This window comes from Pseudomonas sp. B21-059 (assembly GCF_026016285.1).
Lineage (GTDB): Bacteria > Pseudomonadota > Gammaproteobacteria > Pseudomonadales > Pseudomonadaceae > Aquipseudomonas > Aquipseudomonas danubii.
Genome location: NZ_CP087201.1, coordinates 1,509,162 through 1,533,304, shown reverse-complemented (window position 1 = coordinate 1,533,304; position 24,143 = coordinate 1,509,162). Strand labels below are relative to the sequence as shown.

Here is a 24,143-nt window from a genome sequence, read left to right as displayed (position 1 = left end):
TCCGCTACCCGGCAATGGGTGACTGCTGTTTTATGAGTGCTCGGCTTTTTCAGGCCGTTTGCTGTAGCGACGAGCCTTGCGCCCGTTGAAAAAGTTGCCGCACCACCCGCCGCGCCGCACCGGCAGCGGCTTCCTGCCAGATGCCCACGCCGCTGTGGGCCAGGCCGTCGCTGGTCAGGTAGACCCGCCCCTGGGGCTGGTTGAGCAGGCTGTAGTCCGGCTCGGCCACTTCATGACTGATCCAGGGGCCGAAGTTGTAGGGGATCTTGCCCCAGGCAATCACCAGTGGCTTGCGCAGTTCATGGCTGTGGCCGGGGTGCAGCAGCTCCACTGCCTGACGGGAAATCTCGATCTGCTGGGCCAGGGTTTTCTCCCCGAACTTGCGCGCGGTTTCACCGTTGTTGTAGGCCGCCACCAGCACCCCCTCGGCCTGGTTGAAACCACCGCTGGGGTACCACAGCCCAGAGGCTTCCTGATTGATGAACGACAGCCCGCCGTAGATCTGATACTGGCTTTCCCAGAAGCGCCGCGACTGCCAGGCCACCTTGTTGGCGTAGCCGAACTGCACCGCAGCAATAGCCTCGCGTACCGGTGCGCTGAAGTTGTTCTGCACCTTGGCCAACAGCGGCAGGGGCAAGGAACTGATCACGTAGTCGGCCTTCAGGCTCTGGGTGCGGCCGCTGCGGCGATCCAGGTAGACCACCTCGACGCTGTCGCTGTGATTGGTGATGGAACGCACCTCACTGTGCAGCCGCAACTGCCCCTGCAAGCGTCGGGCAAAGGCCAGGGGAATGCGGTCCATGCCACCCACGGGCTGGAACATGGTGGGCGAGAATTCCGGGTATTCATCGATCATCAGCGCGGTGGTCAGCGCCGGGTTGAGCAGGGTCTGCAACGGCAGCGGATCGTTCTTCTGCGCCAGTTGGTCACCAGCGCCGGGCCAGACCTTGTAGCCGGAGCGGGCCGATCCCAGGTATTCCAGCTTGTCCGAGAGATCGCCCCAGGTTTTCAGGAAGCTCAGCAGGTTGCTGCGATCGGCCGCCGTCAACTCCTGGTCCAGGGCATGCCGATTGACCGCCTTGGCCAGCAGCTCGGAAAAGTGCCCGCGGCTGTCATTGACCGCCTGGCGGATCTGCAGGGCCGGCTGGTTCAGGTCCGGACGCACCAAGGCATTGCGACTGGTGTTGACCAGCACCTCCAGTTCGACCCCCAGCTCGCGGCAGTAGCCGAGCATCAGTTGATGGTGACTGGGCAAGCGACCGGCCCCGGCATTGAGATAGAAACCGTCATCGAACTCGGCGACCTGCGCGCTGCCGTCGCTGTATTCCACCCGATCGCCGCGGCGCACGGTCCAGTTGCGCCCGCCGACCCGGTCCCGGGCTTCCAGCAGCGTGACCTTGAACCCGGCCTTGTTCAGCTCATAGGCACTGACCAGACCACCGATCCCAGCGCCGATCACCACCACCGAAGCGCCCTTGCCCACGGCGGCTGTGGGCAGCGACGCATAGTTCTCCTCGAAGGCCTCGGCGTTGCCCGGCACGCCGAACAGGCCCATGACCGCACTCGCCGCCTGCACCCCGCCGACAGCGGCGATACGGGCGATCAATTGTCTTCTGGTCAGTGGCATGCCAGCGCTCCCTGCTGCGAATGGATAGTGCGTTCGGTTATAGCCCGTGGACTTATGCAGTCACTTGGGTCTATGGGAAGCCATCCTAGGGGCGCTCATTTAATAAGAGAAATACATTTTAAGCATATGCAAATATTACTTTGTTTCATATTCAGCCGCGCAAATATTGCACAAGACGCATGAACGACAGTGACTAGCCAGTCGCAAGACAATCCCCCTTGGAGAGAGGACCTGCACAGGAAAAAGCCGCCTGTAACATACTTATTGAACGGTAACACCGTAAATGATACCGTTCAAAAATCATGTTAAAAGGACACCAGCGATGAACTCTGAACTCCAGCACGCGGCCCCCCAACTGCCTGCGCTTGCTTCCTACATCGAGACCGTGCTCGGCGATACCCCAAGCTTCAGTCCCTGGGATCAGGCCCCCAGCCTTCCCTACTACCTCACCAGCCACTATTGCCTTCTGCACATGACCCTGCTCGGACAAACCTGCGTGGTCTTGCTGGAGAACCCGCAGCAATCGGCCAGCTTGCCGGAGGTGAAAAAGCACATGGATACGCTGCGCAAACTGACCCAGGCCCCCCTGATCTTCGTGGCCGAGGCTTTGGCCTCCTATGAGCGCAAGCGCCTGATTGACAAAGGCGTGCAGTTCATCGTCCCCGGCAACCAGCTGTTCATCCCCGAACTGGGGCTTGATCTGAGGGAGTACTTCCGCGCCCGGCAGGAAAAAATCACGCTCATGAGTCCGGCCACTCAGGCCATGTTGATCCACCTGTTGATGAACCCCTCGCCGCCCTCGTTGCAGTTTTCCCAATCGACGCTGGGCTACCCGTTCAAGTACTCCAAGATGACCGTTTCCCGCGCCGTCAAAGAGCTGAAAGACCTGGCTTTGATCGTGGTACACAACGACCGGCAAGCCCATATCGAGATCCAGATTTCGTCGCATCAACTCTGGGAAGACGCCAGGAAGCACATGCGCTCCCCCTTGAAAAAGACCCTGTGGCTGAACCAGATCCCGCACTTGAATCACACGCCACTGCTATTGGCAGGCGAGTCTGCGCTGAACAAGCACAGCCTGCTGATGGAACCCCGGCTGCCAGTTTACGCCTGCTCCAGTGAAACCCTGGGCACGCTCCTGAAGGACTCCCCGGCGCTGAGCGAAGTTGCCCCCGAGGACGCCGTCTGCGCGTTGCAGATCTGGTCCTACGAACCCACCGTCTATGCTCGGGCTATGGATGCTTGTGTCGATCCTTTCTCGCTGCTCCTGAGCTTGCAGGACAGCAAGGATGAAAGGATCCAGATCGGCTTGAGCCAAGTGGAAGGAGACTTGAAATGGTAAGGGGGCTAGATCGCTTCCGTGAGTACTTCACCGACTACGCAGACCGCTACGTGATGATCGGAGGCGTGGCCGCCTACCTGAGCATGGAAGAAGCCGGCCAGGCGTTCAGAGCCACCCGAGACCTGGACATCGTCCTGATCATCGAAGCGCTGGACCCTTCGTTTGTCGCTCGGTTCTGGGAGTTTGTCAGAGCCGGCGGCTATCAGATAAAGCAACGCAATGACCAAAGGCCGATTTTCTATCGTTTCATGGCGCCGGCCGATACCCGCTTCCCTGTACAGATCGAACTGTTCTCACGCAGCCCGGCAGGCATCGATCTGGCAGAGGACGCAACCTTGAGTCCTATTCCTGTCGACGAGGCCGTCTCAAGCCTTTCGGCCATCTTGCTCAACGACCAGTACTACGACTTTTTACGCGCGGGCATGCAGCAGATCGACGCTATCACCCACATCGGGGCGGATCGGCTGATTCCCCTCAAGGCCCATGCCTGGCTGAACCTGACCGAGCGTCTGGGCAAAGGGGAGCGGATCGACAGCAAGAACATTCGTAAACACCGTAACGATATCTTGAGCCTCTCGGTCCTGCTTGCCCCCCACTCAACCCACCTGCCCGGCCCGATAGCTGAAGATCTGCAGCAGTTCCTGCTGCAACTTGCCGAACAAGCCGTGGACCCTGCCGCCATAGGGCTGACAGAAAGCCTGCAACAGATGATTTGGCGAATCAGACAAGCCTTTCATCTGGCCTGATACAGTCAGCCTCCTAACCAGCGCTAACGGCCTGCGCCGCAGCCAGCACCCGCAGCAGATTCCCACCCCAGATCTTCGCCAGATCCGCTTCGCTGTAACCCGCCGCCAGCAGGCGTTCGGTGATTCGCGCCAGCTGCGTCACATCCTCCAGCCCCTGCACCCCGCCGCCGCCATCCCAGTCGGCACCAATGCCCACATGGTCCGGCCCCACCACGTCCAGGATGTGCAGCAGGTGGCGCATGTAGTCGTCCAGGCTGGCCCTGGGCTGCGGGTAACGCGCCTCGACCTGACGAATCCGCTCGGCCAGGTCCGCCACCTGCACCGGGCTCAGGCTCGCCGCCAGGCGAAACTCGCGGTACAGCGGTCCCAGGGCCTTGTCGCGCTCGGGGTTGGGCGCACGGTCGATCAGGTCGCTGGGGAAAGTGTTGACCTGCACCACTCCGCCCCTGGCCGCCAGCTGGCGCAGGCGCTGGTCATCCAGGTTGCGCGGATGGGCGGTGATCGCCCGGCTGCTGGAGTGCGAGGCAATGATCGGCGCCCTGGACAGGGCCAGGACCTGGTCGAATACCTGATCCGAGGCATGGGACACATCCAGCAGGATGCCCAGGCGATTGGCCTCGGCCACCAGTTCGCGTCCCGCCGGGCTCAGGCCGTGCCACTGCGGCAAGGCGGTGGCCGAGTCGGCGAAATCGTTGTTGGCCGAGTGCACCAGGCCGAGCATGCGCAGGCCCTGGCGATGGTAAGTGAGCAAGCGCCCGGGATCGGCTGCCAGGGGCTCGGCATTTTCCATGCTGATAAACACCACGCGCTGGCCACGGGCGATGATCGCCGGCACATCGGCGGCGCTCAGGGCCAGGGCAAAGTCCTCGGGGTGGGCGGCGATCAGGTCGCGAATCCGCGTGAGCACCGCCAGGCCATGCTCGCTGGCCAGGGTCCGGCCTTCGGCATTGAGCGGGCCCTGGGGGGTGAAGATGGCCCAGAACCCGCCGTCCAGGCCGCCCTCTTTCATCCGTGGCAGATCGACCTGGGACAGATCATCCCGGTAGTCATGGCGCTGGGTGATGTCCCAGCCAGGGCGGGCCAATTGCATCGGGGTATCGAGGTGGCTGTCGAGCACCGTCAGGCGCTGGTGCAACGATTGCGCCGGGCTCGCGGCCAACGCCCAGGGGCTGACCAGCGCCAGACAGAGCAAGGTTCGAGAAGACATCGGGCCTCCTGGCCAATCAAAGAAATCGCCCCATCGGACCGTAGGAGCTGGCTTGCCAGCGAAGGCGACCCCGAGATCGTTGCAGGGCTCAGGGGCCTATTCGCCGGCAAGCCGGCTCCTACAAGGGGTCAGGACCAGTGGAAGCTGCGGTCCCACAGGCCGGAAACATCCAGTTGCTGGGGCAGGACGCCGGCTTCGAAGAACAGGTCGGCAACGTCCTGCTGGGACTTCACGGCAGCGTCGTCCACCGGTTGCAACAGTCGTGGGCCGCTCTGGGCGCGGTATTGGGCCAGGAACACTTCCCGGGGCATGCCAAGAATCTTGGCGCTCTTGGTGGCCCATTCCTCGGGGTGGCTGGCGATCCATTGCCAGGCGCGGTACTCGCGCAGGATGTAGTCGGTGATCGCCGCGTGCTTGAGCGGATCGGCAATGCTCTGCTGATTGGCGGCAATCACATAGTTGCCGGACAGGTAGCCCTGGCCGGTCTTCAGCACCCGCGCCCCGGCCCGCAGTTCCGCCAGCTGGATGAAGTAGCCGAAGCTGACCCAGGCATCCAGGGCGCCGTTCTGGAAGGCGGCGAAACCGTCTTGCGGGGTCAGCGCCATGGGCACGATGTCGGCAAAGCCCAGGCCCTGTTCCTTCAGCGCCTTGAGCAGAAAGTAGTGCGAGCTGGTGGAGCGGATGTAGCCGATGCGCTTGCCCTTGAGCTCGGCCACCGACTGCACCGCAGAGCCCTTGGGCACAATGAAGGCCTGGTTGTTGACGTCGCCGGTGAGCACCGCGATCAGTTTCACCGGGGCGTGGTTCTTGATGCCGAAGATCGGCGGGATCTCGCTCATCGGCGAGATGTCCAGGGTGCCGCTGACCAGGGCCTCGAAGCTCAGGTTGCCGCCGGTGAACTCGGCGTACCTGACCTTGTAGGGCGGCGGCTCGATGCCCGCCTCGGTGAAGAAGCTCGGCGCCGCGCCCTTGTAGGTGGCGACATTCAGGGTGACCCCGGACAGGTCCACGGCGGCCCCCAGGCCCAGGCGCGGCAAGGCGGCGGCCAGGCCGGCCAGGGCCGAGAGTTGGAGAAAGTGACGACGCTGCATGGGCAAGGATCCTTAATCGAGAAAATCCGGTTCTTCGCGCACGATCCGCTCGCGGTAAGGCTGGAAACTGAACCAGCCACCGAACTCGCTGCCAACCTGGCGCGCGGTGTGGCGCGCCACCTCGTGGGGAATGAGTCGCGGGGTGCCGGCGGCTTGCGCCAGCAGTTGGGTCTGGGCGGCGTTGTCCATGGCGATGAAACGCCACACCGCCGCCTCGACGGTTTCACCCACGGTGAGCAGGCCATGGTTCTGCAGGATCAGCGCCTTGTGCCCCTGCAACGCGGCGGCGATCCGCGCGCCTTCGCTGGCCTCCAGCACCACCCCGGAGAAGTTGTCGAACAGCCCGTGTCTTTCATAGAAAGCGCAGGCGTCCTGGGTCAGCGGGTCCAATAGACGCCCCAGGCTCGACCAGGCCTTGCCATGCAGCGAATGGGCATGGGCTGCGGCCACCACTTCGGGATGGGCTTCGTGCAACGCCGCATGAATGGCGAACGCGGCGAGGTTCAGCGCGCCCTCGCCTTCGATCACCGCGCCTTCGGGATTGACCAGCAGCAGGTCCGACACCCGCACATGGCCGAAATACACCCCCACCGGGTTGACCCAGAAATGGTCCGGGCGCCCCGGGTCGCGCACGGTGATATGCCCGGCGCCGCCCATGTCGAAGCCCAGCCGGGCGAACACCCTAAAGGCCGCGGCCAGGCTTTGCTTGCGCTGCCGGCGCTCCAGCTCGACCGTGGCCTGCTGGGGCGGGTGCTCCCAGCGAAACACCGTATGGCCATCGCGGGGCAAGTCATACACCGCGGGACGAAAATGTGCGGTCATGTCCGCTCTCCTTGAAGTTGTCATCAACACCCTGTGCGAAAAGGCCCACAGGACCTTGCTTGGCGATCTCCCGCCGAACCTTCAGCGACCTTGAGAACCTCGCGTCCCTTCGGGCCGTGCGCAGCCTGCGGCAGCGGCTACACAAATCCCGTCCCGGCACTGGACCTGTAGCCGCTGCCGAGCCCGCGAGGCTGCGAAAAGGCCCGCAGGGCCTTGCTTGGCGATCTCCCGCCGAACCTTTAGCGACCTCAAGCCCCCCTGCGTCTCCTGCGGAGCCGTGCGCAGCCTACGGCAGCGGCTACACGAAGCGCTGCAGGCCAAGGCTGGAACCGTGTGTTAGTAGCCACGCTGGATCTCCACCGGATTCTCCAGGGGCAAGCCATCGCCCCAGTGCTGCAGATTGCGCCCCAGCAAGCGGGCGATATTCAGGTAGACCCGTGGCGAATTGGCCGAGGTGTGGGGCGACAGGCGAATCCGCGGGTGGCGATAAAACGCGTGGCCCGCGGGCAGCGGTTCGGGGTCGGCCACGTCCAGGCTGGCCAGGCCGATGCGCCCCGTATCCAGGGCCTGCAACAGCGCCGGCTGATCGATCAGCGCACCGCGAGCGATATTGATCAGGTGCAGCCCGGGCTTGGCCGCCGCCAGGACATCGGCGTCGATGATCCGCCGGGTGTGCTCGGTCAGGGGCACCGCCAGCAGCAGGTGATCGGCCCGGGCGAACAGTTGATGCAGGTCGGCCACCGGTCGAACCCCGGGCACCTCGAACGGCTGCGCCGAACGGCGCAGGGCCAGCACCTGCATGCCCAGGGCCTGGGCCTTGGGTGCCAGTTCGCGGGCGATGCTGCCAAAGCCGAACAGCCCCAGGGTGCTGCCGGCCACCGAGGCCAGCGGCCGTTGCTGCCAGTGTTCGGCGCGCTCGATCCACACCTGGGGCAGTTGCTTGGCGGCGGCGAAGATCGCCGCCAGGGCAAACTCGGCAATGCTCTCGGCGGTGCTGCCCCGGGCGCTGGCCACCGGCAGCCCCTGGAACAGCCAGCGGGGGAAATAATCCAGGCCCGAGGTCACCAATTGCACGAAGCGCAGGCCGAAGGGCCAGCCCGCAGGCGGCTCTGGAGCATCACGAAAATCGGCGTGGGGCGCCGCCAGCAGTACCTGAATATCCCCGGGCAGATCACTGGGCAGCCCTCGGGGCAGGCTCAGCACCTCGACGCCTGGCAGCGACTGGCGCAGTTGCTGGTTGAAGCCCTCGTCGAGCTGGCTGGCAATGCGCGTCACACCTGGGCTCCCCGGCTGGGCAAGGCAAAGGCGGCGCGGCCCACGGCGCCAAGGATCGCGTCGTTCTGCGGCGTGTGAATCCGGCTGCACAGCACATCACGGTAATGCCGCTCGATGGGGTTGCCCCGGGCCAGCCCGGGATTACCGATGGCCTCGATGCCCAGCTCCACGGCGCTGATGGCGTTACTGGTCACCAGGTACTTGATCTGGGTCGCCTCCCCCGGGGCGATCCGCCCTTCGGCGGCCGCATCCAGCAGCACCCGGTTATTGAACAGCAAGGCATCGATGCGCCCGATCAGTTCCTGGAAACGCGGCAGGCTCGACAGCGGCGCACCAAGGTTGGCCGGGGTGCGCTGGGCCAGCCAGCCCAGCAGCCAGTCGCGGGCGGCCCGGGCCACGCCGTCATAGATCGCCGACAGCAGCACCGCCAGCCAGAGCACACCCTTGCTGTCCAGTTCGGAAGGACGAGGAACGTTGGCCGGCTGGATGTCCACCGCCTGCTCCAGGGGCACGAACACCTCGTCGAAGATCACGTCGTGGCTGCCAGTGGCGCGCATCCCCAGGTGGTCCCAGGTTTCCTCGATACGAATCCCGGGGCTGTCGCGGTGCACCAGCCAGGTGCCCACCTGCGGTTCCGGGTCATCGCTGCGGGCCCAGACCGCCAGCCAGGTCAGCCCGGGAATGCCGGTGGAGTAGATCTTGCGCCCATTGAGCCGCCAGCCACCTTCGACCCGCCGCGCCAGGGTCGCGGGCAAACCGCCACGGGCCGGGGTGCCCAGATCCGGCTCGACCCGCAGGGCATTGATCAAGGCGCCGTCCTGTACCGCTTCACGGGCCAGTTGCTGACGCAGATGCAGGGGCCAGGCGTTGTTCTGTTGCAGCCGCGTGTGCTGCAGGTACTGCATCACCAGCACCAGCGCGGTGGAAGGTTCGCCCTGGGCCACGGCGCCGATCACCCGCCGCGCCTGGGCCAGGGTCGCCTCGCTGCCACCCAGGGCCCGGGGCACGGTCAGGGCCAGCAGGCCATGCTGGTGCAGGCGCTGCAGGTTGGCGTGGGGAAACTCGCTGTGGCGATCGTAATGGGCCGCGGTGGCGGCGAACTCTTCGCTCAACTGCTGCAGCAAGTCGGCGAACTCGCTGGAATCCGGATCAGGGACGCGACGGGACACGGACGGAGACGGTTGCACGCTGGAAAGGCTCATCGGCTGGCAGTCCTGCTCAAGGGGTGGGAGACGCTGACGGCCGGCTCGGCCTCGGTTTCGACCCCCAGCAGTTGCAGCAGCCGCGCGCGCAGTTGCTGGAACCCCGGGGTGGACGCCTGACGCGGACGCGGCAGGCGGATCGGCAGTTGTTCGGCGATTTGCCCGTTGGCCAACACCAGCACCCGGTCGGCCAGCAGCAAGGCCTCATCGACATCGTGGGTCACCAGCAGCACCGCCGGGGTGTGCGCGCGCCAGAGGCGGATGATCAGCTGATGCATGCGAATTCGGGTCAAGGCGTCGAGGGCGGCGAAGGGTTCATCCAGCAGCAACAGCTGCGGTTCGCGCACCAGGGCCCGGGCCAGGGCCACGCGCTGGGCCTCGCCGCCGGACAGGGTGCCGGGCCAGGCGCCCAACCGATGGGCCAGCCCGACCTCGCCCAGCGCCGCCTCGGCCCGCTCGCGGACCCCAGCCCCGCGCACGCCCAGGGCAACGTTGCGCCACACGCGCTTCCAGGGCATCAGCCGTGGCTCCTGAAACACCGCGGCCATGGCCGCGGGCACCTGCAACTGCCCCTCATCGATGGGCTCCAGCCCGGCCAGGGCCCGGAGCAAAGTGGTCTTGCCCGAACCGCTGCTGCCTAGCAGGGCGACGAACTCCCCCGGGGCAATGTCCAGGTCCAGGCCGTCGAGTACCGCCTGCCCGGCAAAACGTCGGGTCACCCCACGGCATTCAACGGCGGCGCGCACGGGGCGCGGCTGGGGCAATGACACAGTCATGGTCAGTTCCTGATAAAGGTCGGGCGCCAGGCCAGGGCGCAACGTTCGAGGCCGCGCACCAGCCCGTCGATGCCCAGGCCGAGCACGCTGTAGACCAAGAGGCAGATGACGATCACGTCGGTACGCATGAAGTCCCGGGCGTCGTTGACCAGGTAGCCGATACCGGCGCTGGCGTTGATCTGCTCCACCACCACCAGCCCCAGCCAGCTGATGCCGAAGGCGTAGCGCAGGCCGACGAAGAACGCCGGCAAGGCCCCGGGCAGGATCACGTGGAGAACCAGCTCCCAGCGCTTGAGGCCGAGCAGGGTCGCCGCCTCCAGCAGCTTGGGATCCAGGCTGCGGATACCGGAGAACAGGGTGAGGTAGATAGGAAAGGTGGTGCCCAGGGCGATAAGCGCGATCTTCGGCGTCTCGCCCACGCCGAACCAGAGAATGAACAGCGGCACGATGGCCAGGAATGGCAGGGTGCGCAGCATCTGCATCGGCGAGTCGATGGCGATCTCGCCACGCCGGGACAGGCCCGCCAGCAGGGCCAGGACAGTGCCAAGGCTGACGCCGATGGCCAGTCCGCTGAGGGCGCGCTTGAGGGACACCCACAGATGCCCGCCCAACTCGCCACTGCCGAGCATCTGCCACAGGGTGTCGCCGATGGTGCTGGGGGCGGCGATGATCCGTGTCGGCAAGAGCCCGCTGCGGGAGGCCAGTTCCCAGAGCAGCAGGAGCAACAGCGGGCTGATCAAGCGCAGCGATAGATTGCCCAGGAACTTCACTCCGGGGCGCTCGGTCCAGCGGGAATACAAGGAAAGCGGGGCTTGCGCAGGCATTTCAACATCCCTATTTCAGCGCGTTCGAGCCCCATGCTAACTACATAAAAAACGTCCGTGAAATTCGTTTTGGTTCTAACTTAATATACAAAAAATGCATTCATCAAATAGATATATATGCAAACAAAGGATAAACCCGTAGGCGCCGTCTTGCCGGCGGAAAAGCCGTAGAGCCTTGTGCCGCCCTTGCCGGCACCTTCGCTGGCAAGCCAGTTCCTACCGCCGATTTGCGCCGCACCCTTGGCTAGCCGACGCGAGCTGCGACCATTTCGCCGAACAGACTCACCGGCTCCTGCAGGTTGCCAAGGAAGCGTGGGTGCACCAGCCACAGGTCGATCACCGGCTTGAAGTCGCTCACCGGGACAATCTCCAGCTTGTCCCGGTGGCTGCTGTTTTCCAGCAGCGGCAGCGGCACCAGGCCGTAACCCAGGCCATTGGCGATCAGCCCCAGTTGCAGCTCGGTGCCGAAGGTTTCCAGATTGATCTGCAAGGTCAGGCCCTGGGCACTCAACGCTCGTTGCAGGCCCGCCCGGAAACCGCAGCCATCGGGATTCAACACCCAGCCGCGCTGGTAACAGTCGGCCAGCTTGCACGAGCGCTTGCGCACCTCGCCCTTGGCCGCCACCACCACCAGATTCATGCTGCCCAGGGAGCGCCCCACCACCCCTTCGGGGAACACCTTGCCGGCGGGAAACAGCGCGGCCACCACGTCCAGCTCGCCGTTCTCGACCTTGCTCAGCAGGTGGCTGCCCCACCCCGTGGCCACCGAGGTCTGCAACTGCGGATAGAGGTTCTTCAGCTGGCTCAGGGCATCCAGCAGCACCACATCGCCAATGGTCTGCGGCACACCGATGCGCAGGGCGCCGCTGGGGGCGCCGTCATTGGCCACCAGCTCGTTCAGGGCATCGATGCTGCGCAGCACTTCCAGGCACTGGCCGTAAACCCGCAAGCCCATGCTGGTGGGCTTGAGCGGCTTGGTGTTGCGGTCCAGCAACTCCACCCCCAGGGCTTCCTCGAAATTCTGCACCCGGCGGGTGATGGCCGGCTGGGTCAATTGCAGGGCATCGGCCGCCTGGCTGATGGTCTGGCAGCGGATCACCGCCACGAACGCGTTCAGATCATCTATCTTCATTCTTTTTTCGCATAATAAATGACTGGAAAAATGTTCGAGAAGAATAATACCTTTTAGCTCGCCCGTGTAGTTCGCGTCATTTGCCTTGTGTCCACGGAGGGAGCCCATGCCCCACAACGCCGCAACAGTCGCTATCGATACACCCAACTTCGCCCGCCTGCGGGACTTCATCGCCGCCCTGGCCGAGCTGCTGGACGGCCATCCCGACGAGGACCGGATACTGGAGCACGGCGCCGACCTGCTGCAGCGCCTGGTGAGCCAGGACGACTGGCTGCCCGATGATTTCGCCCAGCCGGACCCGCAGCGCTACCAGCAATTCCTGCTGCATGCCGACTCGCGCCAGCGCTTCTCCATCGTCAGTTTTGTCTGGGGTCCGGGGCAGCGCACGCCGATCCACGATCACCGGGTCTGGGGCCTGATCGGCATGCTCCGCGGCGCCGAAGACTCCCAGGGGTTCGAACGCCTGGCGGACGGCCGCCTGCAACCTGCGGGGGCTCCGATTCGCCTGGTACCGGGGCAAGTGGAAGCGGTGTCGCCGCGCATTGGCGACATCCATCAGGTGAGCAACGCCTACGCCGACCGGGTGTCCATCAGCATCCATGTGTACGGCGCCAACATCGGCGCGGTACGACGGGCCGTGTACACCCCCGAAGGTCACGAGAAGCCCTTTGTCTCCGGTTATTCCAACCGCTTGCTGCCTAACCTCTGGGACTTGTCGAAGGAGCCCCTGCAATGACCGATTTCCCTACCCGCAGCCCGGCGCAGATCCGTCAGGCCCTGCTCGAGCGCCAGGAACTGGCGCTGATCGATGTCCGCGAAGAGGCGCCCTTCGCCGAAGCCCACCCGCTGTTCGCCGCCAATATCCCGCTGTCGAAACTGGAGCTGGAGGTCTATGCGCGCATCCCCCGGCGCGACACCCCGATCACCCTCTATGACCAGGGCGAAGGGCTGGCCCAGCGCGCCGCGACCCGCCTGGGGCAACTGGGCTACCGCGATATCGCCCTGCTCGAAGGCGGCCTGGAGGGCTGGCGCGCCGCCGGCGGTGAGCTGTTCAAGGACGTCAACGTACCGAGCAAGGCCTTTGGCGAACTGGTGGAAGCCGAGCGCCACACTCCGTCCCTGGCCGCCGAGGAACTCCAGGCGCTGCTCGACCAGCAGGCCGACCTGGTGGTACTGGATGCCCGGCGCTTCGACGAGTACCAGACCATGAGCATCCCCGGCAGCACCAGCGTGCCCGGCGCCGAACTGGTGCTGCGGGTGCGTGAGCTGGCCCCCGATCCACGCACCCGAGTGGTGGTCAACTGTGCCGGACGCACCCGCAGCATCATCGGCACACAGTCCCTGGTGAACGCCGGCATTCCCAATCCGGTGGCGGCCCTGCGCAACGGCACCATCGGCTGGACCCTGGCCGGGCAAAAACTGGAGCACGGCCAGAACCGCCGCTTCAAGGCGGTGAATGAGGACCAGCGGGCGCAGGCGCAAACAGCAGCGCGGGCGGTAGCGGATCGGGCTGACGTGGCACGCATCGACCTCGCCCAGTGGCGGCGCTGGCAAGCCGATCCCAAGCGCACCAGCTATCTGTTCGATGTACGCACTCCGGAGGAATTCGCCGCCGGCCACCTGCCGGGGGCTCGCTCCACGCCCGGGGGACAACTGGTGCAGGAAACCGATCACTTCGCCAGCGTTCGCGGTGCGCGCCTGGTGCTGGTGGACAACGACGGCGTGCGCGCCAACATGAGCGCGTCCTGGCTGGCCCAGATGGGCTGGCAGGTGGCGGTGCTCGACGGCCTGCGCGACAGCGACTTCAGCGTACGCGGTCCCTGGCAGGCGCCGCTGCCGGATACCTCGCCGGCCGAAGAAATCAGCCCTCGGACCCTCGCCGCCTGGCTAGAGAAACCCGGCACCCTGGTGCTGGACTTCACCGCCAGCGCCAACTACGTGCAACGTCATATCCCCGGCGCCTGGTGGGCCCTGCCCAGCCAACTGCAGGAATCCCTGGCCCGGTTGCCCCAGCCCGAGCGGTTTGTCCTGACCTGCGGCAGCAGTCTGCTGGCGCGCTTTGTGGTGCCGCAATTGCAGGCCCTGACCCAGCGTCCGGTGTTTCTCCTGAGCGGTGGCACCGCGGCCTGGATCGAAGCCGGCCTGCCCCTCGAGGAAAGCCGTCAGCAACTGGCCTCGCCGCGGATCGACCGCTACCGCCGGCCCTATGAGGGCACCGACAACCCCAGGGAGGCCATGCAGGGTTACCTGGACTGGGAGTTTGGTCTGGTAGAACAACTGCGGCGCGACGGCACCCACGGTTTTTTCGTGATCTGAGCCTTAGTGGGGGCTTTCGCTGGCAAGCCAGCTCCTACAGGCCTTGCTTACCCTTGTAGGAGCCGGTTTGCCGGCGAAGAGGCCGCAAGCCTGGCATCGCTCGCAAGGTCGCCTTCGCTGCAAGACCGCTCCTGCGAGGAGGGGTATTTCGGACGCGTAGGCGGTGCCGGTTGATCGTCAATCTGCCCAAGTGACAAATAGCAATAATTCTCGATATCATTCGCGACCTTGTGCTCACCGCGTCGTCAAGAAGGATATCCATGTCTCGCTCCAAGACCGACTCTGCGTCGGCGGACTCTGTTCGCGGGTTCTATGCGGACATCCTGCATTTCCTGCGTAAACGCACGGACAACGCCAGCGACGCGGCGGACATGACCCAGGACGTGTTCACCCAATGGCTCGATTACCGTGATCGGGCCCAGGTCGAGCAGCCCCGGGCCTTCCTGTTCCAGATGGCGCGCAATCTGTTGCGCGATCATTGGCGGCGCCAGCAAGTGCGCTCCAAGGTGCACCACGAGGCCCGCCACGAGGAAAATTTCGACAGCGAGCCCCTGGCCGACGAACAGCACGAGCCGCTGCCCGCCGCCCAGCGCCTGCAACGCCTGGAACAATTGAAAGAAGTCCTCGCCCAACTCTCGCCGCGCCGCCGCGAAGCCCTTATGCTGCACCGCTTCGAAGGGCTGAGCCAGGCGCAGATCGCCGAACGCATGGGGATTTCCGTGAGCATGGTGGAGAAACACATCGCCTTTGCCCTGCTGCACTGCAAGCAGCACCTACAACGAGAAAATGGCAAGGAGCAGCCTGAATGACCCGCTTTCCCGGCACCCACGACGACCTCGACAGCGAGCAGATCGATGCCCAGGCCGCCAGCTGGTTCGCCCGTAACCGCAATGATCCGGACCGTGCCACGCGCAAGGCCTTCGAGAGCTGGGTCAGTGAACCGGCCCATGCCCGGGCCTACGCCGAATTCGAGGAGCTGTGGGACGACCTGGCGCAGCTGCAACAACTGAGCCGCCCGGTGCCACTCCCCCGGCGCAAGGCGCCGCTCTGGCGCCCGGCCCTGGCAGTGGCCGCTGCTTTGCTGTGCGCGGTACTGGCGGCCAACCTGGGCACGCCCCAGGCCCCCTACCGGCAGCAGATCGCAGCCCAGGAACAGGGAGCGCGAGCCTTCAAGCTGCCGGACGGCAGCACTTTGTACGTCAATGCCAATACCCAGGTGAGCGTCGATTTCAGCGCCCATCAGCGCAACATCTACTTGCAGGCGGGCCAGCTGTACCTGGAAGTCGCCGCCGACAAGGAACGTCCGCTGTGGGTGCACAGCGGCGAGGCCAAGGTGCGTGTGGTGGGTACCGCTTTCGACGTGCGGCGCGGCCAGCGCCAACTGGTGGTCAGCGTGGCCCACGGCCAGGTGGCCTTCAGCCCGGACGGCAAGCCCGGGGAGCTGACCCTGCTGGGCGCTCGGCAACAGGCCACCTATGACCTGCAAAAAGGCACCTTGCGCCAACAGACCCTGGACCGCGACGAGGTGGCCGACTGGCGCAGCGGGCGCCTGGCCTTTCGCAACCGCGACCTGGCCAGTCTGGTGGACGAGTTGAACCTGTACCGCCAGCAACCGGTACAACTGGCCGAGGGCCCGCTGGGTGCCTACAAGGTTTCCGGCAACCTCGACGTCAACGATCCGGATGCCCTGGTCAAGGCTCTACCGGCCCTGATCCCGGTGAAAACCCGGGTCCAGGCCAACGGTCAGCTGAAGATCGAAGCCCGCTAATTTTTTATATGAGAATATTTTGCATTCGCATATGAGGTTTTTTTTCACTGCCGCGTCTTCCTCCTGTCTGCGATCTGTCCGCAGCGCCTTTTTGGCCTTTAAGCCGCTCTGGGGGAAGTCATGTTTCGCGCGTTCTTGCCTGTTCCGTTAGTCCGTACCCGCCCGACCCTGCTCGCCGCCTGCCTGGCATTCAGCCTGCAGGCCCATGCCGGGCCGCTGCATTTCCAGTTGCCGGCGCAACCTCTGGCTGCCTCCCTGAGCCAGATCGCCCAGCAGGCGAAAATCCAGCTGCTGTTCGATGAACAACTGCTGCGCAATGCCAAGGCCCCGGCCCTGCAAGGCGACTACAGCCCGGAAGAGGCGATCCGCGCCCTGCTGCAGAACGGCCAGTTCAATCTGATGAAGGTCGACAACACCTACATCGTGCGCCCTGCCGAGACCAGCCTCAGCAGCGGTTCGGCCCTGCAGTTGGGGGCCATGAGCGTGATCGGCAACGGCACCGAGGTGGACGCCGCCAGTGTTGGCCGCTCGACCCTGAACCAGGCGGAAATCGATCGCCACCAGGCCACCAACGTGGTCAGCCTGATCGACACCCTGCCCGGGGTCAGCCTGGGCGGCTCGCTGAAACCCGGCGGCCAGACCATCAACATCTGGGGCCTGGGGGATGCCGAAGACGTGCCGATGAGCGTCGATGGCGCCACCAAGAGCGGCTTCGAACGCTACCAGCAGGGCTCGGTGTTCATCGAGCCGGAACTGATCAAGCGCCTGGAGGTGGAAAAGGGCCCGCACTCCCCCGAGACCGGCAATGGCGGTTTCGGCGGCACCGTGCACATGGAGACCAAGGACGCACCCGACCTGCTGCAAGACGGGCGCAACAGCGGCGCCATGCTCAAGTACGGCTACAGCAGCAACAGCCACGAACAGGCCTACACCGGCGCGGTGTACGGCCGCACCGATGATAAGCGCTTCGATGCCCTGGCCTACTGGACCAAGCGCGACGGCGATGACATGAAGATAGCCAGCGCCCAGCCCGACCCGAAGAATGCCTACCCGATCAACCCCAAGCGCCTGCCCAACACCGCTCAGGACATGGAGGGCGAGCTGTTCAAGCTGAACATGCAACTGACTGACGAGCATCGCCTGGGCTTCAGTTACATGCGTTCCAACAGCGACATCTGGGCGCCCTTCTCGGCCAAGAGCTACCCGACGCCGCCGAGCCAGAGCGACATCAACAAGTACGGTTATGACGGCGCCACCCGCCGCTTCCTGGCCCAGCGCAATACCATCGACACCACCTGGATCGCCAAGTACCAGTACACCCCCGTAGACAATCCCTGGATCGACTTCGAGGCCAAGTACTCCGACTCCACCACCGACCAGACCGACGAACGCGGGCCGAACGCCTACTTCCAGCCGGCCTCCGGTGGCCGCAAGATCACCGTGGGCTATGACGACAAGATCCTGGCCCTGAAAAACACCAGCCGCTTCAGCACCGGCCCGCTGGAACACGCGCTGACCAATGGCATCCAGATCCGCAAGCACACCCGGGAAGTGGACATGTGGATGCCGGGCAAGACCTATGAAGTGCCCAAGTACAACTACGGCCACTACCAGCCGGGCTTCATGCCCCACGGCAAGGTCGACAACAATGCCTTCTACATCCAGGACGCCATCACCCTGGGGGACTTCACCCTGACCCCGTCCTTGCGCTACGACCATGTGCGCAACCGCGGCCAGAAGAACGACGCACCGATCTACAACAGCCCCGACCCGGTGGCGGGCCACGACTACGGCGACAAGACCTACACCGGCTGGTCGCCTCGGCTGTCGGCGTTCTGGACGGTGACTCCGCAATTCGCCCTGTTCGCCGACTACAGCAAGACCTGGCGCGCGCCGGTGATCGACGAGCAGTACGAGGTCCAGTCGGCCGCCTCCACCCGTTCCGCCACCAGCCGCGACCTCGACCCGGAACGCATCACCGCCCTGCGCGCCGGTAACATCACCAGCTTCGCCGACGTGTTCACCCAGGCCGACCGCGTACAAGTGCGTACCACGCTGTTTCACAACACCATCAAAGACGAAATCATGAAGAACCTCGGGATCGGCTGCCCCGAGCAACTCACCAGCGGCAAGAGCATCGGCCAGGTGTGCAACCAGCCGACCATCGGGGTTTATCGCAACATCGGCGACCTGACCATCAAGGGCTTCGAGGTGGAAAGCTTCTACGACTCGACCTACCTGTTCGGCTCCCTGTCCTACTCATGGATCACCGGCAAGCATGAAGGGGCCTACACCAACCCCTGGGGCCCGAACGTCTGGGCCCGGGACATCCCGCCACGCAAGTGGGTGGCCAGCCTGGGGGTGAAGATTCCACAGTGGGATGCGCAAGTGGGCTGGCAGGGCCAGTGGGTGCGCCAGACCGACCGCGTGCCCAGCGACCTCTATGCCGGCGGCCCGGCCAGCGCCCTGGGCGACGCCTACTGGGACCAGTACAAGAACGACCGCTACAACGTGCACGGCCTGTTCGCCAACTGGAAACCCCAGCAGCCTTACCTCAAGGGCACCGAAGTCAACTTCACCCTGGACAACATGTTCAACCGTGACTATCGCCCACCGCTGAGCGGCGAGAACGCCTCCAGCCTGGGACGCAACGCCAAGATCAGCGTGACCCGCTTCTTCTGACGGCAACTGGCTGCGGTGCATCGGACGCACCGCAGCAGGCCAGCCGTTGGCCATCACGGATGTATTGCAAGCCTTTAGCCAAGCCCTGCCGCCCGCTCCTGCCGGGCTAAGATCGACTCCCCCCTGAAAACCGCTGAAATGCCTTTGGGCGCTTTCAGTCGACTTCCCATTGATTATGTACGACATCTGTCGTACAACCGAGAAAGCATCATGGACAGAGGCTTCAGGAAGGTCAGGCGTGACCTGATCAATGCACTACAGAATGGCGACTATCTGCATGCCGCGCGCGGCTCGATCGAGGTCAAGAACCTGCTGGCCACGGGCGAAGTCTCGGCCGGTCAACTGATCGAGGTCATCAGCGCCTGCAAGGGCCAGGACCACAGTTGCAGCGCACATCACAGCGTCCCAGGCATCGCGGTCCACGTGCTGAAAAAGGCCGGCTGGTACATCAAGTTCTACTTTATCGAGCCAGAGACGTGGTTCATCAGCGTTCACCGATGAGGGCAACCCATGAAACTCTTTCTGCAAGGCGACCGGGGCAAGGCGCTCTGCGAGCATTGCCAACAGATCGTCGGCATTACCTACCTGCGGCGCGACGTCCCCTTCAGCGACGGCAACGGCCTGGCCCGGGACATCCTGGTGGGGGTCTGCGACCAGTGCGCCACCACCGTGGCCATTCCGCCTCAGTCGACGCCGGCGATCAAGGACGCGCGCCAGCACCCGTTGACCTCCATCGAGGCGCGGCTGCCCGCGGTCTATCTGGATGTTCTGGATGCCGCCATGCACTCGGTGATCCAGGACGCCGGGGTGCAGATGCGCAAACTGTTCTTCAGCTACTACTTCAGCGCCCGGGTCGCCCCGTGCCTGGAACGGGTGCATAGCACTTTCACCGCCTACCTGGCCGAACAGGCCGAGGCCCGCCAGCTGCCGGCGGTCCATTCAATGAAACGCCTGTCGCTGAAGGTCAACCATTATGTGGCCGAGGATCTCGCGCGCCTGCTGCAGGCGACGCGGATGACCCAGACCGAGCTGCTCAAATCGCTGATCGCGCAAATGCGCCTGGATGTGCTCGAAGGCGGCAACCCGGCGGTGATCGCCGACCTGCGCCAGCTGGCACGCCTGGGGCTCTAGCCCTCAGCCTTTGCCGCGGCCCTGAACCTTCGCGAACACCTGCAACGCGCCCGCCAGCGGATGCTGAAATGCCTCAAGGTGCTGTCGGTGCTCCCGGAACCGGAGCTACCAGGCTTCCTCAGCAAAATCAGCTGAGCCCTGTAGCCGCTGCCGAGCTCGCGAGGCTGCGCAAAGGTCCGCAGGACCTTGCTTGGCGATTCCCCGCCAAACCTCCGGCGGCCTTCAGAACCCCGCGTCCCTGCGGGCCGTTCGCAGCCTGCGGCAGCGGCTACAGTGCGTTGCGCCGTACCAGGCTTAGGTCAGGGGCGGCGGTGCGCCGCTGGCTCAGGTAGCGGGTGCAGCTGACCCGCAGGAAGGAGGCGAAATTCACCACTTCGCCGCGGTAATCCATGACCTCTTCATACAGCTTGGCGATCAGCTGGTTGGTGGTCATGCCGTCCACTTCGGCAATTTCGCTGAGGATGTCCCAGAACTGGTTTTCCAGGCGCAAGGTGGTGACCACGCCACAGATGCGCAGCGAGCGGGAACGGGATTCGTAGAGAATCGGGTCGGCCTTGACGTACAGCTCGCACATGGCGCGGTCCTCGCTTACAAGGTGATCTGGGTGCCCAGCAGGCCGAGGAAACCCGCCAACCAGCTGGGGTGCGCCGGCCAGGCCGGGGCGGTGGCCAGATTGCCCTGGACGTGGCCTTCGGTCACCGGGATATCGATGTAGGTGCCACCGGCCAGCCGCACTTCCGGGGCACAGGCCGGGTAGGCGCTGCACTCGCGGCCTTCGAGGATGCCCGCCGCCGCCAGCAGTTGCGCGCCATGGCACACCGCGGCAATGGGCTTGCCGGCCTGGTCGAATTCCTTGACCAGTTGCAGCACCTTGGCGTTCAGGCGCAGGTATTCCGGAGCACGTCCGCCGGGGATCAGCAGGGCGTCGTAATCAGCGGAGCTGACCTGGGCGAAGTCGTAGTTGAGGGCAAACAGGTGACCCGGTTTCTCGCTGTAGGTCTGGTCGCCCTCGAAGTCGTGGATCGCCGTGCGCACCGTCTGCCCGGCGATCTTGTCCGGGCACACGGCATGCACCGTATGACCGACCATCAGCAGGGCCTGGAACGGCACCATCGCTTCGTAGTCTTCGACGTAATCGCCAACCAGCATGAGGATCTTTTTCGCGGCCATGGAGTGGACTCCTTTCAGGGAAAGACGTGGGCGGAAGGAGTACTCAAGGTAGTCCCATTGCGCCAGCCCGGGTAATAGCCTGGTACTACAGCGGCTTCAACCCAGATAGCCGTCGGCCTTGAGCAGGGTTTCCAGGCAGTGTTCGCTGATCTGGTAGAAGGCCTTGAGTTCTTCGATCCTGGCCAGCAACTGGGTCGGGTCAACCGGCTCGGCGCGCTTGACCGCCAGGATCATCTTGTTCTTGTTGGTGTGCTCCAGGGAGATGAACTCGAAGACCTTGGTTTCATAACCGCAGGCTTCGAGGAACAGCGCTCGCAGGCTGTCGGTGACCATCTCCGCCTGCTGTCCCAAGTGCAGACCGTATTGCAGCATCGGCTTGAGCAGCGCCGGGCTCTGGATCTGCAGGCGGATCTGCTTGTGGCAGCACGGCGAGCACATGATGATCGCCGCGCCGGAGCGAATGCCGGTGTGGATCGCGTAGTCGGTGGCGATGTCGCAGGCATGCAGGGCGATCATCACGTCCAGCTGGCTGGGGGCTACGCTGCGCACGTCACCGCACTTGAACACCAGGCCCGGGTGTTCCAGGCGCTGCGCGGCGGCGTTGCACAGGGTCACCATGTCCTCGCGCAATTCGACGCCGGTGACTTCGCCCTCGGCCTTGAGGGTGTTGCGCAGGTAATCGTGGATGGCGAACGTCAGGTAGCCCTTGCCGGAGCCGAAGTCCGCGACCCGCACCGGCTGATCGAGCTTGATCGGCGAGCTGCCCAGGGCGTGGCTGAAGACCTCGATGAACTTGTTGATCTGCTTCCACTTGCGCGACATGGCCGGGATCAGTTCGTGCTGCTTGTTGGTCACCCCAAGATCGGCGAGGAAAGGCCGGCTCAGGTCGAGAAAGCGGTTCTTCTCGCGGTTGTGCTCGGCCGACGGCACATCGCGCTGGGTTTGCGGCTTGCCCTTGAACAGCGAACTCTTGCCCTTCTTGCTGTATTCGAGCTGCACTTCGTCGGTCAGGGTCAGCAGGTGGGCGTTCTTGAACGAAGCCGGCAGCAGCCCAGCGATGGCGGCGATGCCTTCGTCCAGGGAGAAGTTCTTGGTGATGTCCCGGGTCTTGTAGCGGTAGACGAAGGACAGGCACGGCTGCTCCTTGACCGTCAGTTGCTTGATGATCAGGCGTTGCAGGTCCGCCTCCGGGCCCACGTGCTTGGCCAGTACCAGCTTGATAAAGGCGTTCTGCGCAAGGCTGGTGTCGAGCAATTGCAGGAACTGGGCGTGATGATCCGGCGCGGGACGGGCGGAAGGTGCGGTCACAGACATGGGGGCAGGTGCCTCGGGCGATGCGGGGTGTGAATCAGGGAGTGGCAGGTATTTTAGGGAGCAAGCCGCGTCGGGGCACGAAGTTATTCACTCGACGGTAAAAAATCCTCGCCCGAGGGCGGTGCAAGGCTCAGAGGCCATTCGCCGGCAAGCCGGCTCCTGCATGAACAACAGCGATATCGCACCGCCGTAGGAGCTGGCTTGCCAGCGAAGGCGTCCTCAAGGGCGGCGCAAGACTCAGGGGCCTGTTCGCCGGCAAGCCGGCTCCTACGGCGGTGGGCTCAGTTGAGCACCACCAGGCGGTTGGGCAATTCGTTGCGTATCTGGGTCAGGGGCACATGGGTCTTGAGCAACTCGCCGCTGGCTTCAATACAGTCGAGGAAGCCCTGCAGGGTCTGGCCCTGGCGGACTTGCTGGGTAAAGTTGCGCACGATGCCGTTCCACTGCTTGTTATCCAGACGCTTGGAAATGCCCTCGTCCACGAGGATTTCCACGTAACGCTCGGCTTCGCTGACAAAGATCAGCACCCCGGTGCCGCCCACGGTGTGGTGCAGGTTCTGTTCGAGAAACTGCCGTCGGGCCAGGTTGGAAGCCCGCCAATGGCGCACCGAGCGCGGGATCAGCCGGGTGGTGATCCAGGGTAGGCGAAACACCAGGCACAGCACGATAAAGGTCGCCCATTGCGCCAGCAGCAACAGGTGCATGTTCAGCCAGCCAGTGGCGTAGTGCACCAGCCCCGGCACCACCAGCGCCAGCAGGCTGGCCCAGAGCAGCGGGATATAGGCGTAGTCGTCGGCTCGGGCGGCCAGCACCGTCACCAGTTCGGCGTCGGTCTGCTGTTCCACCCGGGCAATGGCTTCGGCCACTTGCCGTTGTTCGTATTCACTGAGTAATGCCATGTCGTTGGATTTCCACTTCTTATTTTGAGTTACCAGCCGCCGGAGGAACCGCCGCCGCCAAAGCTGCCACCGCCGCCGCTGAAGCCGCCACCGCCGCCGGACCCACCACCAAAACCGCCGAAGCCACCGCCTCCGTCACCGCCGCGCCCGCTGGTGGTGGTGATGAACCCGAGCGCCTGCGCCACTATCACCACCAGGATGAACAGCAGCACCATGAAGATGAACAGCCACGGGTGACGCTGGACAAAATCGTCCTGGTCGCTGCTCTCGCCGCCGCTGTCATAGGCCGTGGCCGGCTCGTCCAGCGGCGTGCCGCCGAGCACCAGGAGCATGGCCGAAACCCCGTCGCTGATGCCCTTGCTGAACTGCCCGGTCTTGAACGCCGGGGTGATCACCTGGTTGATGATCACCGAGGCCTGGGCGTCGGTCAGGCGCTCCTCCAGGCCGTAGCCCACTTCGATGCGCAGCTTGCGCTCGTCCCGAGCGACGATCAGCAGCGCGCCGTTGTTCTTGTCCTTCTGGCCGATGCCCCAGTGACGCCCCAACTGGTAGCCGTATTCCTCGATGCTGGCGCCTTGCAGGTCCGGCAGGGTCACCACCACCAACTGTTCGCCGGTGGCCTGTTCGTGGGCTTGCAGTTGCCGAGTCAGCAGGGCGCTGATGGTCGGCTCGATCATCTGCGCGTCGTCCACCACCCGCCCGCTCAGGGCCGGGAACCTCAGCTCGGCCTGGGCCGTGACCGCAAAGACCCAGAGCAACAGCACCAGGCCGATTTTATAAAGTCGCATCAGCACCTCATCCTTAATGTTTGTCCGCGTG

At 64.5% G+C, this 24,143-nt stretch carries 23 protein-coding genes and 1 pseudogene; 10 read left to right on the top strand and 14 right to left on the bottom strand.

The features are described 5' to 3' along the window. Positions 1-49: 49 nt before the first annotated feature. Positions 50-1,627 (bottom strand): flavin monoamine oxidase family protein, encoded by a 1,578-nt coding sequence (locus LOY69_RS06930; protein ID WP_110595039.1) that lies wholly within the window; start codon positions 1,625-1,627, stop codon positions 50-52. Between the two features lie 322 nt (positions 1,628-1,949). Here LOY69_RS06930 and LOY69_RS06925 point away from each other — a divergent pair, with 322 nt between their 5' ends. Further along, positions 1,950-2,969, top strand: coding sequence for a hypothetical protein (locus LOY69_RS06925; RefSeq protein WP_265074303.1), 1,020 nt, complete (start codon positions 1,950-1,952; stop codon positions 2,967-2,969). Between the two features lie 65 nt (positions 2,970-3,034). After that, on the top strand, positions 3,035-3,715 hold the full coding sequence (locus LOY69_RS06920; protein WP_250329246.1) for a hypothetical protein: 681 nt from the start codon (positions 3,035-3,037) through the stop codon (positions 3,713-3,715). Positions 3,716-3,728: 13 nt separating this feature from the next. Here the strand turns inward: LOY69_RS06920 and LOY69_RS06915 are convergent, their stop codons facing one another. From LOY69_RS06915 to LOY69_RS06880, 8 genes are all read right to left on the bottom strand, one after another. Then, entirely contained in the window at positions 3,729-4,922 is a 1,194-nt protein-coding gene (locus LOY69_RS06915) for a dipeptidase (RefSeq protein WP_265074302.1), read from the bottom strand. A 128-nt stretch (positions 4,923-5,050) separates the two neighbouring features. Then, positions 5,051-6,013, bottom strand: coding sequence for an ABC transporter substrate-binding protein (locus LOY69_RS06910; RefSeq protein ID WP_110595037.1), 963 nt, complete (start codon positions 6,011-6,013; stop codon positions 5,051-5,053). Positions 6,014-6,025: 12 nt separating this feature from the next. Next, entirely contained in the window at positions 6,026-6,835 is an 810-nt protein-coding gene (locus LOY69_RS06905; protein WP_110595036.1) for a class II aldolase/adducin family protein, read from the bottom strand. Positions 6,836-7,171: 336 nt separating this feature from the next. Then, positions 7,172-8,110: a D-isomer specific 2-hydroxyacid dehydrogenase family protein gene (locus LOY69_RS06900; RefSeq protein WP_265074301.1), complete on the bottom strand. Its 939-nt coding sequence runs from the start codon at positions 8,108-8,110 to the stop codon at positions 7,172-7,174. Then, the gene (locus LOY69_RS06895) at positions 8,107-9,312 is read right to left on the bottom strand and encodes an acyl-CoA dehydrogenase family protein (RefSeq protein WP_265074300.1); all 1,206 of its coding nucleotides are present in this window, start codon (positions 9,310-9,312) and stop codon (positions 8,107-8,109) included. Before LOY69_RS06895 ends, LOY69_RS06900 begins: the two co-directional genes overlap by 4 nt. After that, positions 9,309-10,088, bottom strand: coding sequence for an ABC transporter ATP-binding protein (locus LOY69_RS06890; protein WP_265074299.1), 780 nt, complete (start codon positions 10,086-10,088; stop codon positions 9,309-9,311). The genes LOY69_RS06895 and LOY69_RS06890 overlap by 4 nt, the downstream gene beginning before the upstream one ends. Before the next feature lie 2 nt (positions 10,089-10,090). After that, complete coding sequence (locus LOY69_RS06885) at positions 10,091-10,912, bottom strand: ABC transporter permease (protein ID WP_265074298.1); 822 nt, start codon at positions 10,910-10,912, stop codon at positions 10,091-10,093. A gap of 244 nt (positions 10,913-11,156) precedes the next feature. Continuing rightward, positions 11,157-12,044, bottom strand: a complete 888-nt coding sequence (locus LOY69_RS06880) for a LysR family transcriptional regulator (RefSeq protein WP_016964584.1) — start codon at positions 12,042-12,044, stop codon at positions 11,157-11,159. A 106-nt stretch (positions 12,045-12,150) separates the two neighbouring features. Between LOY69_RS06880 and LOY69_RS06875 the strand changes: the two genes are divergently transcribed. From LOY69_RS06875 to LOY69_RS30505, 8 genes and pseudogenes are all read left to right on the top strand, one after another. Then, on the top strand, positions 12,151-12,780 hold the full coding sequence (locus LOY69_RS06875) for a cysteine dioxygenase (RefSeq protein WP_265074297.1): 630 nt from the start codon (positions 12,151-12,153) through the stop codon (positions 12,778-12,780). Further along, positions 12,777-14,360 (top strand): rhodanese-related sulfurtransferase, encoded by a 1,584-nt coding sequence (locus LOY69_RS06870; protein ID WP_265074296.1) that lies wholly within the window; start codon positions 12,777-12,779, stop codon positions 14,358-14,360. Before LOY69_RS06875 ends, LOY69_RS06870 begins: the two co-directional genes overlap by 4 nt. A 260-nt stretch (positions 14,361-14,620) precedes the next feature. Continuing rightward, positions 14,621-15,169 (top strand): RNA polymerase sigma factor, encoded by a 549-nt coding sequence (locus LOY69_RS06865; protein ID WP_102861537.1) that lies wholly within the window; start codon positions 14,621-14,623, stop codon positions 15,167-15,169. After that, complete coding sequence (locus tag LOY69_RS06860; RefSeq protein ID WP_110595028.1) at positions 15,166-16,128, top strand: FecR family protein; 963 nt, start codon at positions 15,166-15,168, stop codon at positions 16,126-16,128. The genes LOY69_RS06865 and LOY69_RS06860 overlap by 4 nt, the downstream gene beginning before the upstream one ends. A gap of 120 nt (positions 16,129-16,248) precedes the next feature. Then, complete coding sequence (locus tag LOY69_RS06855) at positions 16,249-18,810, top strand: TonB-dependent receptor (protein ID WP_265074295.1); 2,562 nt, start codon at positions 16,249-16,251, stop codon at positions 18,808-18,810. A gap of 210 nt (positions 18,811-19,020) precedes the next feature. Continuing rightward, positions 19,021-19,311, top strand: a complete 291-nt coding sequence (locus LOY69_RS06850) for a hypothetical protein (protein WP_258381417.1) — start codon at positions 19,021-19,023, stop codon at positions 19,309-19,311. A 9-nt stretch (positions 19,312-19,320) separates the two neighbouring features. Beyond that, entirely contained in the window at positions 19,321-19,941 is a 621-nt protein-coding gene (locus tag LOY69_RS06845; protein ID WP_265074294.1) for a hypothetical protein, read from the top strand. Positions 19,942-19,953: 12 nt separating this feature from the next. Then, a pseudogene (locus LOY69_RS30505) lies at positions 19,954-20,076 on the top strand (GntR family transcriptional regulator); the annotation flags it as partial. A 133-nt stretch (positions 20,077-20,209) separates the two neighbouring features. On the opposite strand, the gene LOY69_RS06840 reads toward LOY69_RS30505, so the two are convergent. From LOY69_RS06840 to LOY69_RS06820, 5 genes are all read right to left on the bottom strand, one after another. Further along, positions 20,210-20,515, bottom strand: coding sequence for a ribbon-helix-helix domain-containing protein (locus LOY69_RS06840; protein ID WP_047302295.1), 306 nt, complete (start codon positions 20,513-20,515; stop codon positions 20,210-20,212). Positions 20,516-20,529: 14 nt separating this feature from the next. After that, on the bottom strand, positions 20,530-21,111 hold the full coding sequence (locus tag LOY69_RS06835) for a DJ-1/PfpI family protein (protein ID WP_102878666.1): 582 nt from the start codon (positions 21,109-21,111) through the stop codon (positions 20,530-20,532). 96 nt (positions 21,112-21,207) lie between these two features. After that, positions 21,208-22,425, bottom strand: a complete 1,218-nt coding sequence (locus LOY69_RS06830) for a class I SAM-dependent methyltransferase (RefSeq protein ID WP_102878665.1) — start codon at positions 22,423-22,425, stop codon at positions 21,208-21,210. Positions 22,426-22,706: 281 nt separating this feature from the next. Further along, on the bottom strand, positions 22,707-23,324 hold the full coding sequence (locus tag LOY69_RS06825; RefSeq protein WP_110595023.1) for a TPM domain-containing protein: 618 nt from the start codon (positions 23,322-23,324) through the stop codon (positions 22,707-22,709). A gap of 29 nt (positions 23,325-23,353) precedes the next feature. Then, positions 23,354-24,112 carry a TPM domain-containing protein gene (locus LOY69_RS06820; RefSeq protein WP_102878663.1) on the bottom strand — a complete coding sequence of 253 codons (759 nt, stop codon included), beginning with the start codon at positions 24,110-24,112 and terminating at the stop codon, positions 23,354-23,356. Between the last annotated feature and the right edge of the window lie 31 nt (positions 24,113-24,143).

What these genes read in the sequence shown, in the direction of transcription:
- LOY69_RS06930 (WP_110595039.1), bottom strand. Translation starts at nt 1,627, where the DNA reads ATGCCACTGACCAGAAGACAATTGATCGCCCGTATCGCCGCTGTCGGC.
- LOY69_RS06925 (WP_265074303.1), top strand. Translation starts at nt 1,950, where the DNA reads ATGAACTCTGAACTCCAGCACGCGGCCCCCCAACTGCCTGCGCTTGCT.
- LOY69_RS06915 (WP_265074302.1), bottom strand. Translation starts at nt 4,922, where the DNA reads ATGTCTTCTCGAACCTTGCTCTGTCTGGCGCTGGTCAGCCCCTGGGCG.
- LOY69_RS06910 (WP_110595037.1), bottom strand. Translation starts at nt 6,013, where the DNA reads ATGCAGCGTCGTCACTTTCTCCAACTCTCGGCCCTGGCCGGCCTGGCC.
- LOY69_RS06905 (WP_110595036.1), bottom strand. Translation starts at nt 6,835, where the DNA reads ATGACCGCACATTTTCGTCCCGCGGTGTATGACTTGCCCCGCGATGGC.
- LOY69_RS06895 (WP_265074300.1), bottom strand. Translation starts at nt 9,312, where the DNA reads ATGAGCCTTTCCAGCGTGCAACCGTCTCCGTCCGTGTCCCGTCGCGTC.
- LOY69_RS06890 (WP_265074299.1), bottom strand. Translation starts at nt 10,088, where the DNA reads ATGACTGTGTCATTGCCCCAGCCGCGCCCCGTGCGCGCCGCCGTTGAA.
- LOY69_RS06885 (WP_265074298.1), bottom strand. Translation starts at nt 10,912, where the DNA reads ATGCCTGCGCAAGCCCCGCTTTCCTTGTATTCCCGCTGGACCGAGCGC.
- LOY69_RS06880 (WP_016964584.1), bottom strand. Translation starts at nt 12,044, where the DNA reads ATGAAGATAGATGATCTGAACGCGTTCGTGGCGGTGATCCGCTGCCAG.
- LOY69_RS06875 (WP_265074297.1), top strand. Translation starts at nt 12,151, where the DNA reads ATGCCCCACAACGCCGCAACAGTCGCTATCGATACACCCAACTTCGCC.
- LOY69_RS06870 (WP_265074296.1), top strand. Translation starts at nt 12,777, where the DNA reads ATGACCGATTTCCCTACCCGCAGCCCGGCGCAGATCCGTCAGGCCCTG.
- LOY69_RS06865 (WP_102861537.1), top strand. Translation starts at nt 14,621, where the DNA reads ATGTCTCGCTCCAAGACCGACTCTGCGTCGGCGGACTCTGTTCGCGGG.
- LOY69_RS06860 (WP_110595028.1), top strand. Translation starts at nt 15,166, where the DNA reads ATGACCCGCTTTCCCGGCACCCACGACGACCTCGACAGCGAGCAGATC.
- LOY69_RS06855 (WP_265074295.1), top strand. Translation starts at nt 16,249, where the DNA reads ATGTTTCGCGCGTTCTTGCCTGTTCCGTTAGTCCGTACCCGCCCGACC.
- LOY69_RS06850 (WP_258381417.1), top strand. Translation starts at nt 19,021, where the DNA reads ATGGACAGAGGCTTCAGGAAGGTCAGGCGTGACCTGATCAATGCACTA.
- LOY69_RS06845 (WP_265074294.1), top strand. Translation starts at nt 19,321, where the DNA reads ATGAAACTCTTTCTGCAAGGCGACCGGGGCAAGGCGCTCTGCGAGCAT.
- LOY69_RS06840 (WP_047302295.1), bottom strand. Translation starts at nt 20,515, where the DNA reads ATGTGCGAGCTGTACGTCAAGGCCGACCCGATTCTCTACGAATCCCGT.
- LOY69_RS06835 (WP_102878666.1), bottom strand. Translation starts at nt 21,111, where the DNA reads ATGGCCGCGAAAAAGATCCTCATGCTGGTTGGCGATTACGTCGAAGAC.
- LOY69_RS06830 (WP_102878665.1), bottom strand. Translation starts at nt 22,425, where the DNA reads ATGTCTGTGACCGCACCTTCCGCCCGTCCCGCGCCGGATCATCACGCC.
- LOY69_RS06825 (WP_110595023.1), bottom strand. Translation starts at nt 23,324, where the DNA reads ATGGCATTACTCAGTGAATACGAACAACGGCAAGTGGCCGAAGCCATT.
- LOY69_RS06820 (WP_102878663.1), bottom strand. Translation starts at nt 24,112, where the DNA reads ATGCGACTTTATAAAATCGGCCTGGTGCTGTTGCTCTGGGTCTTTGCG.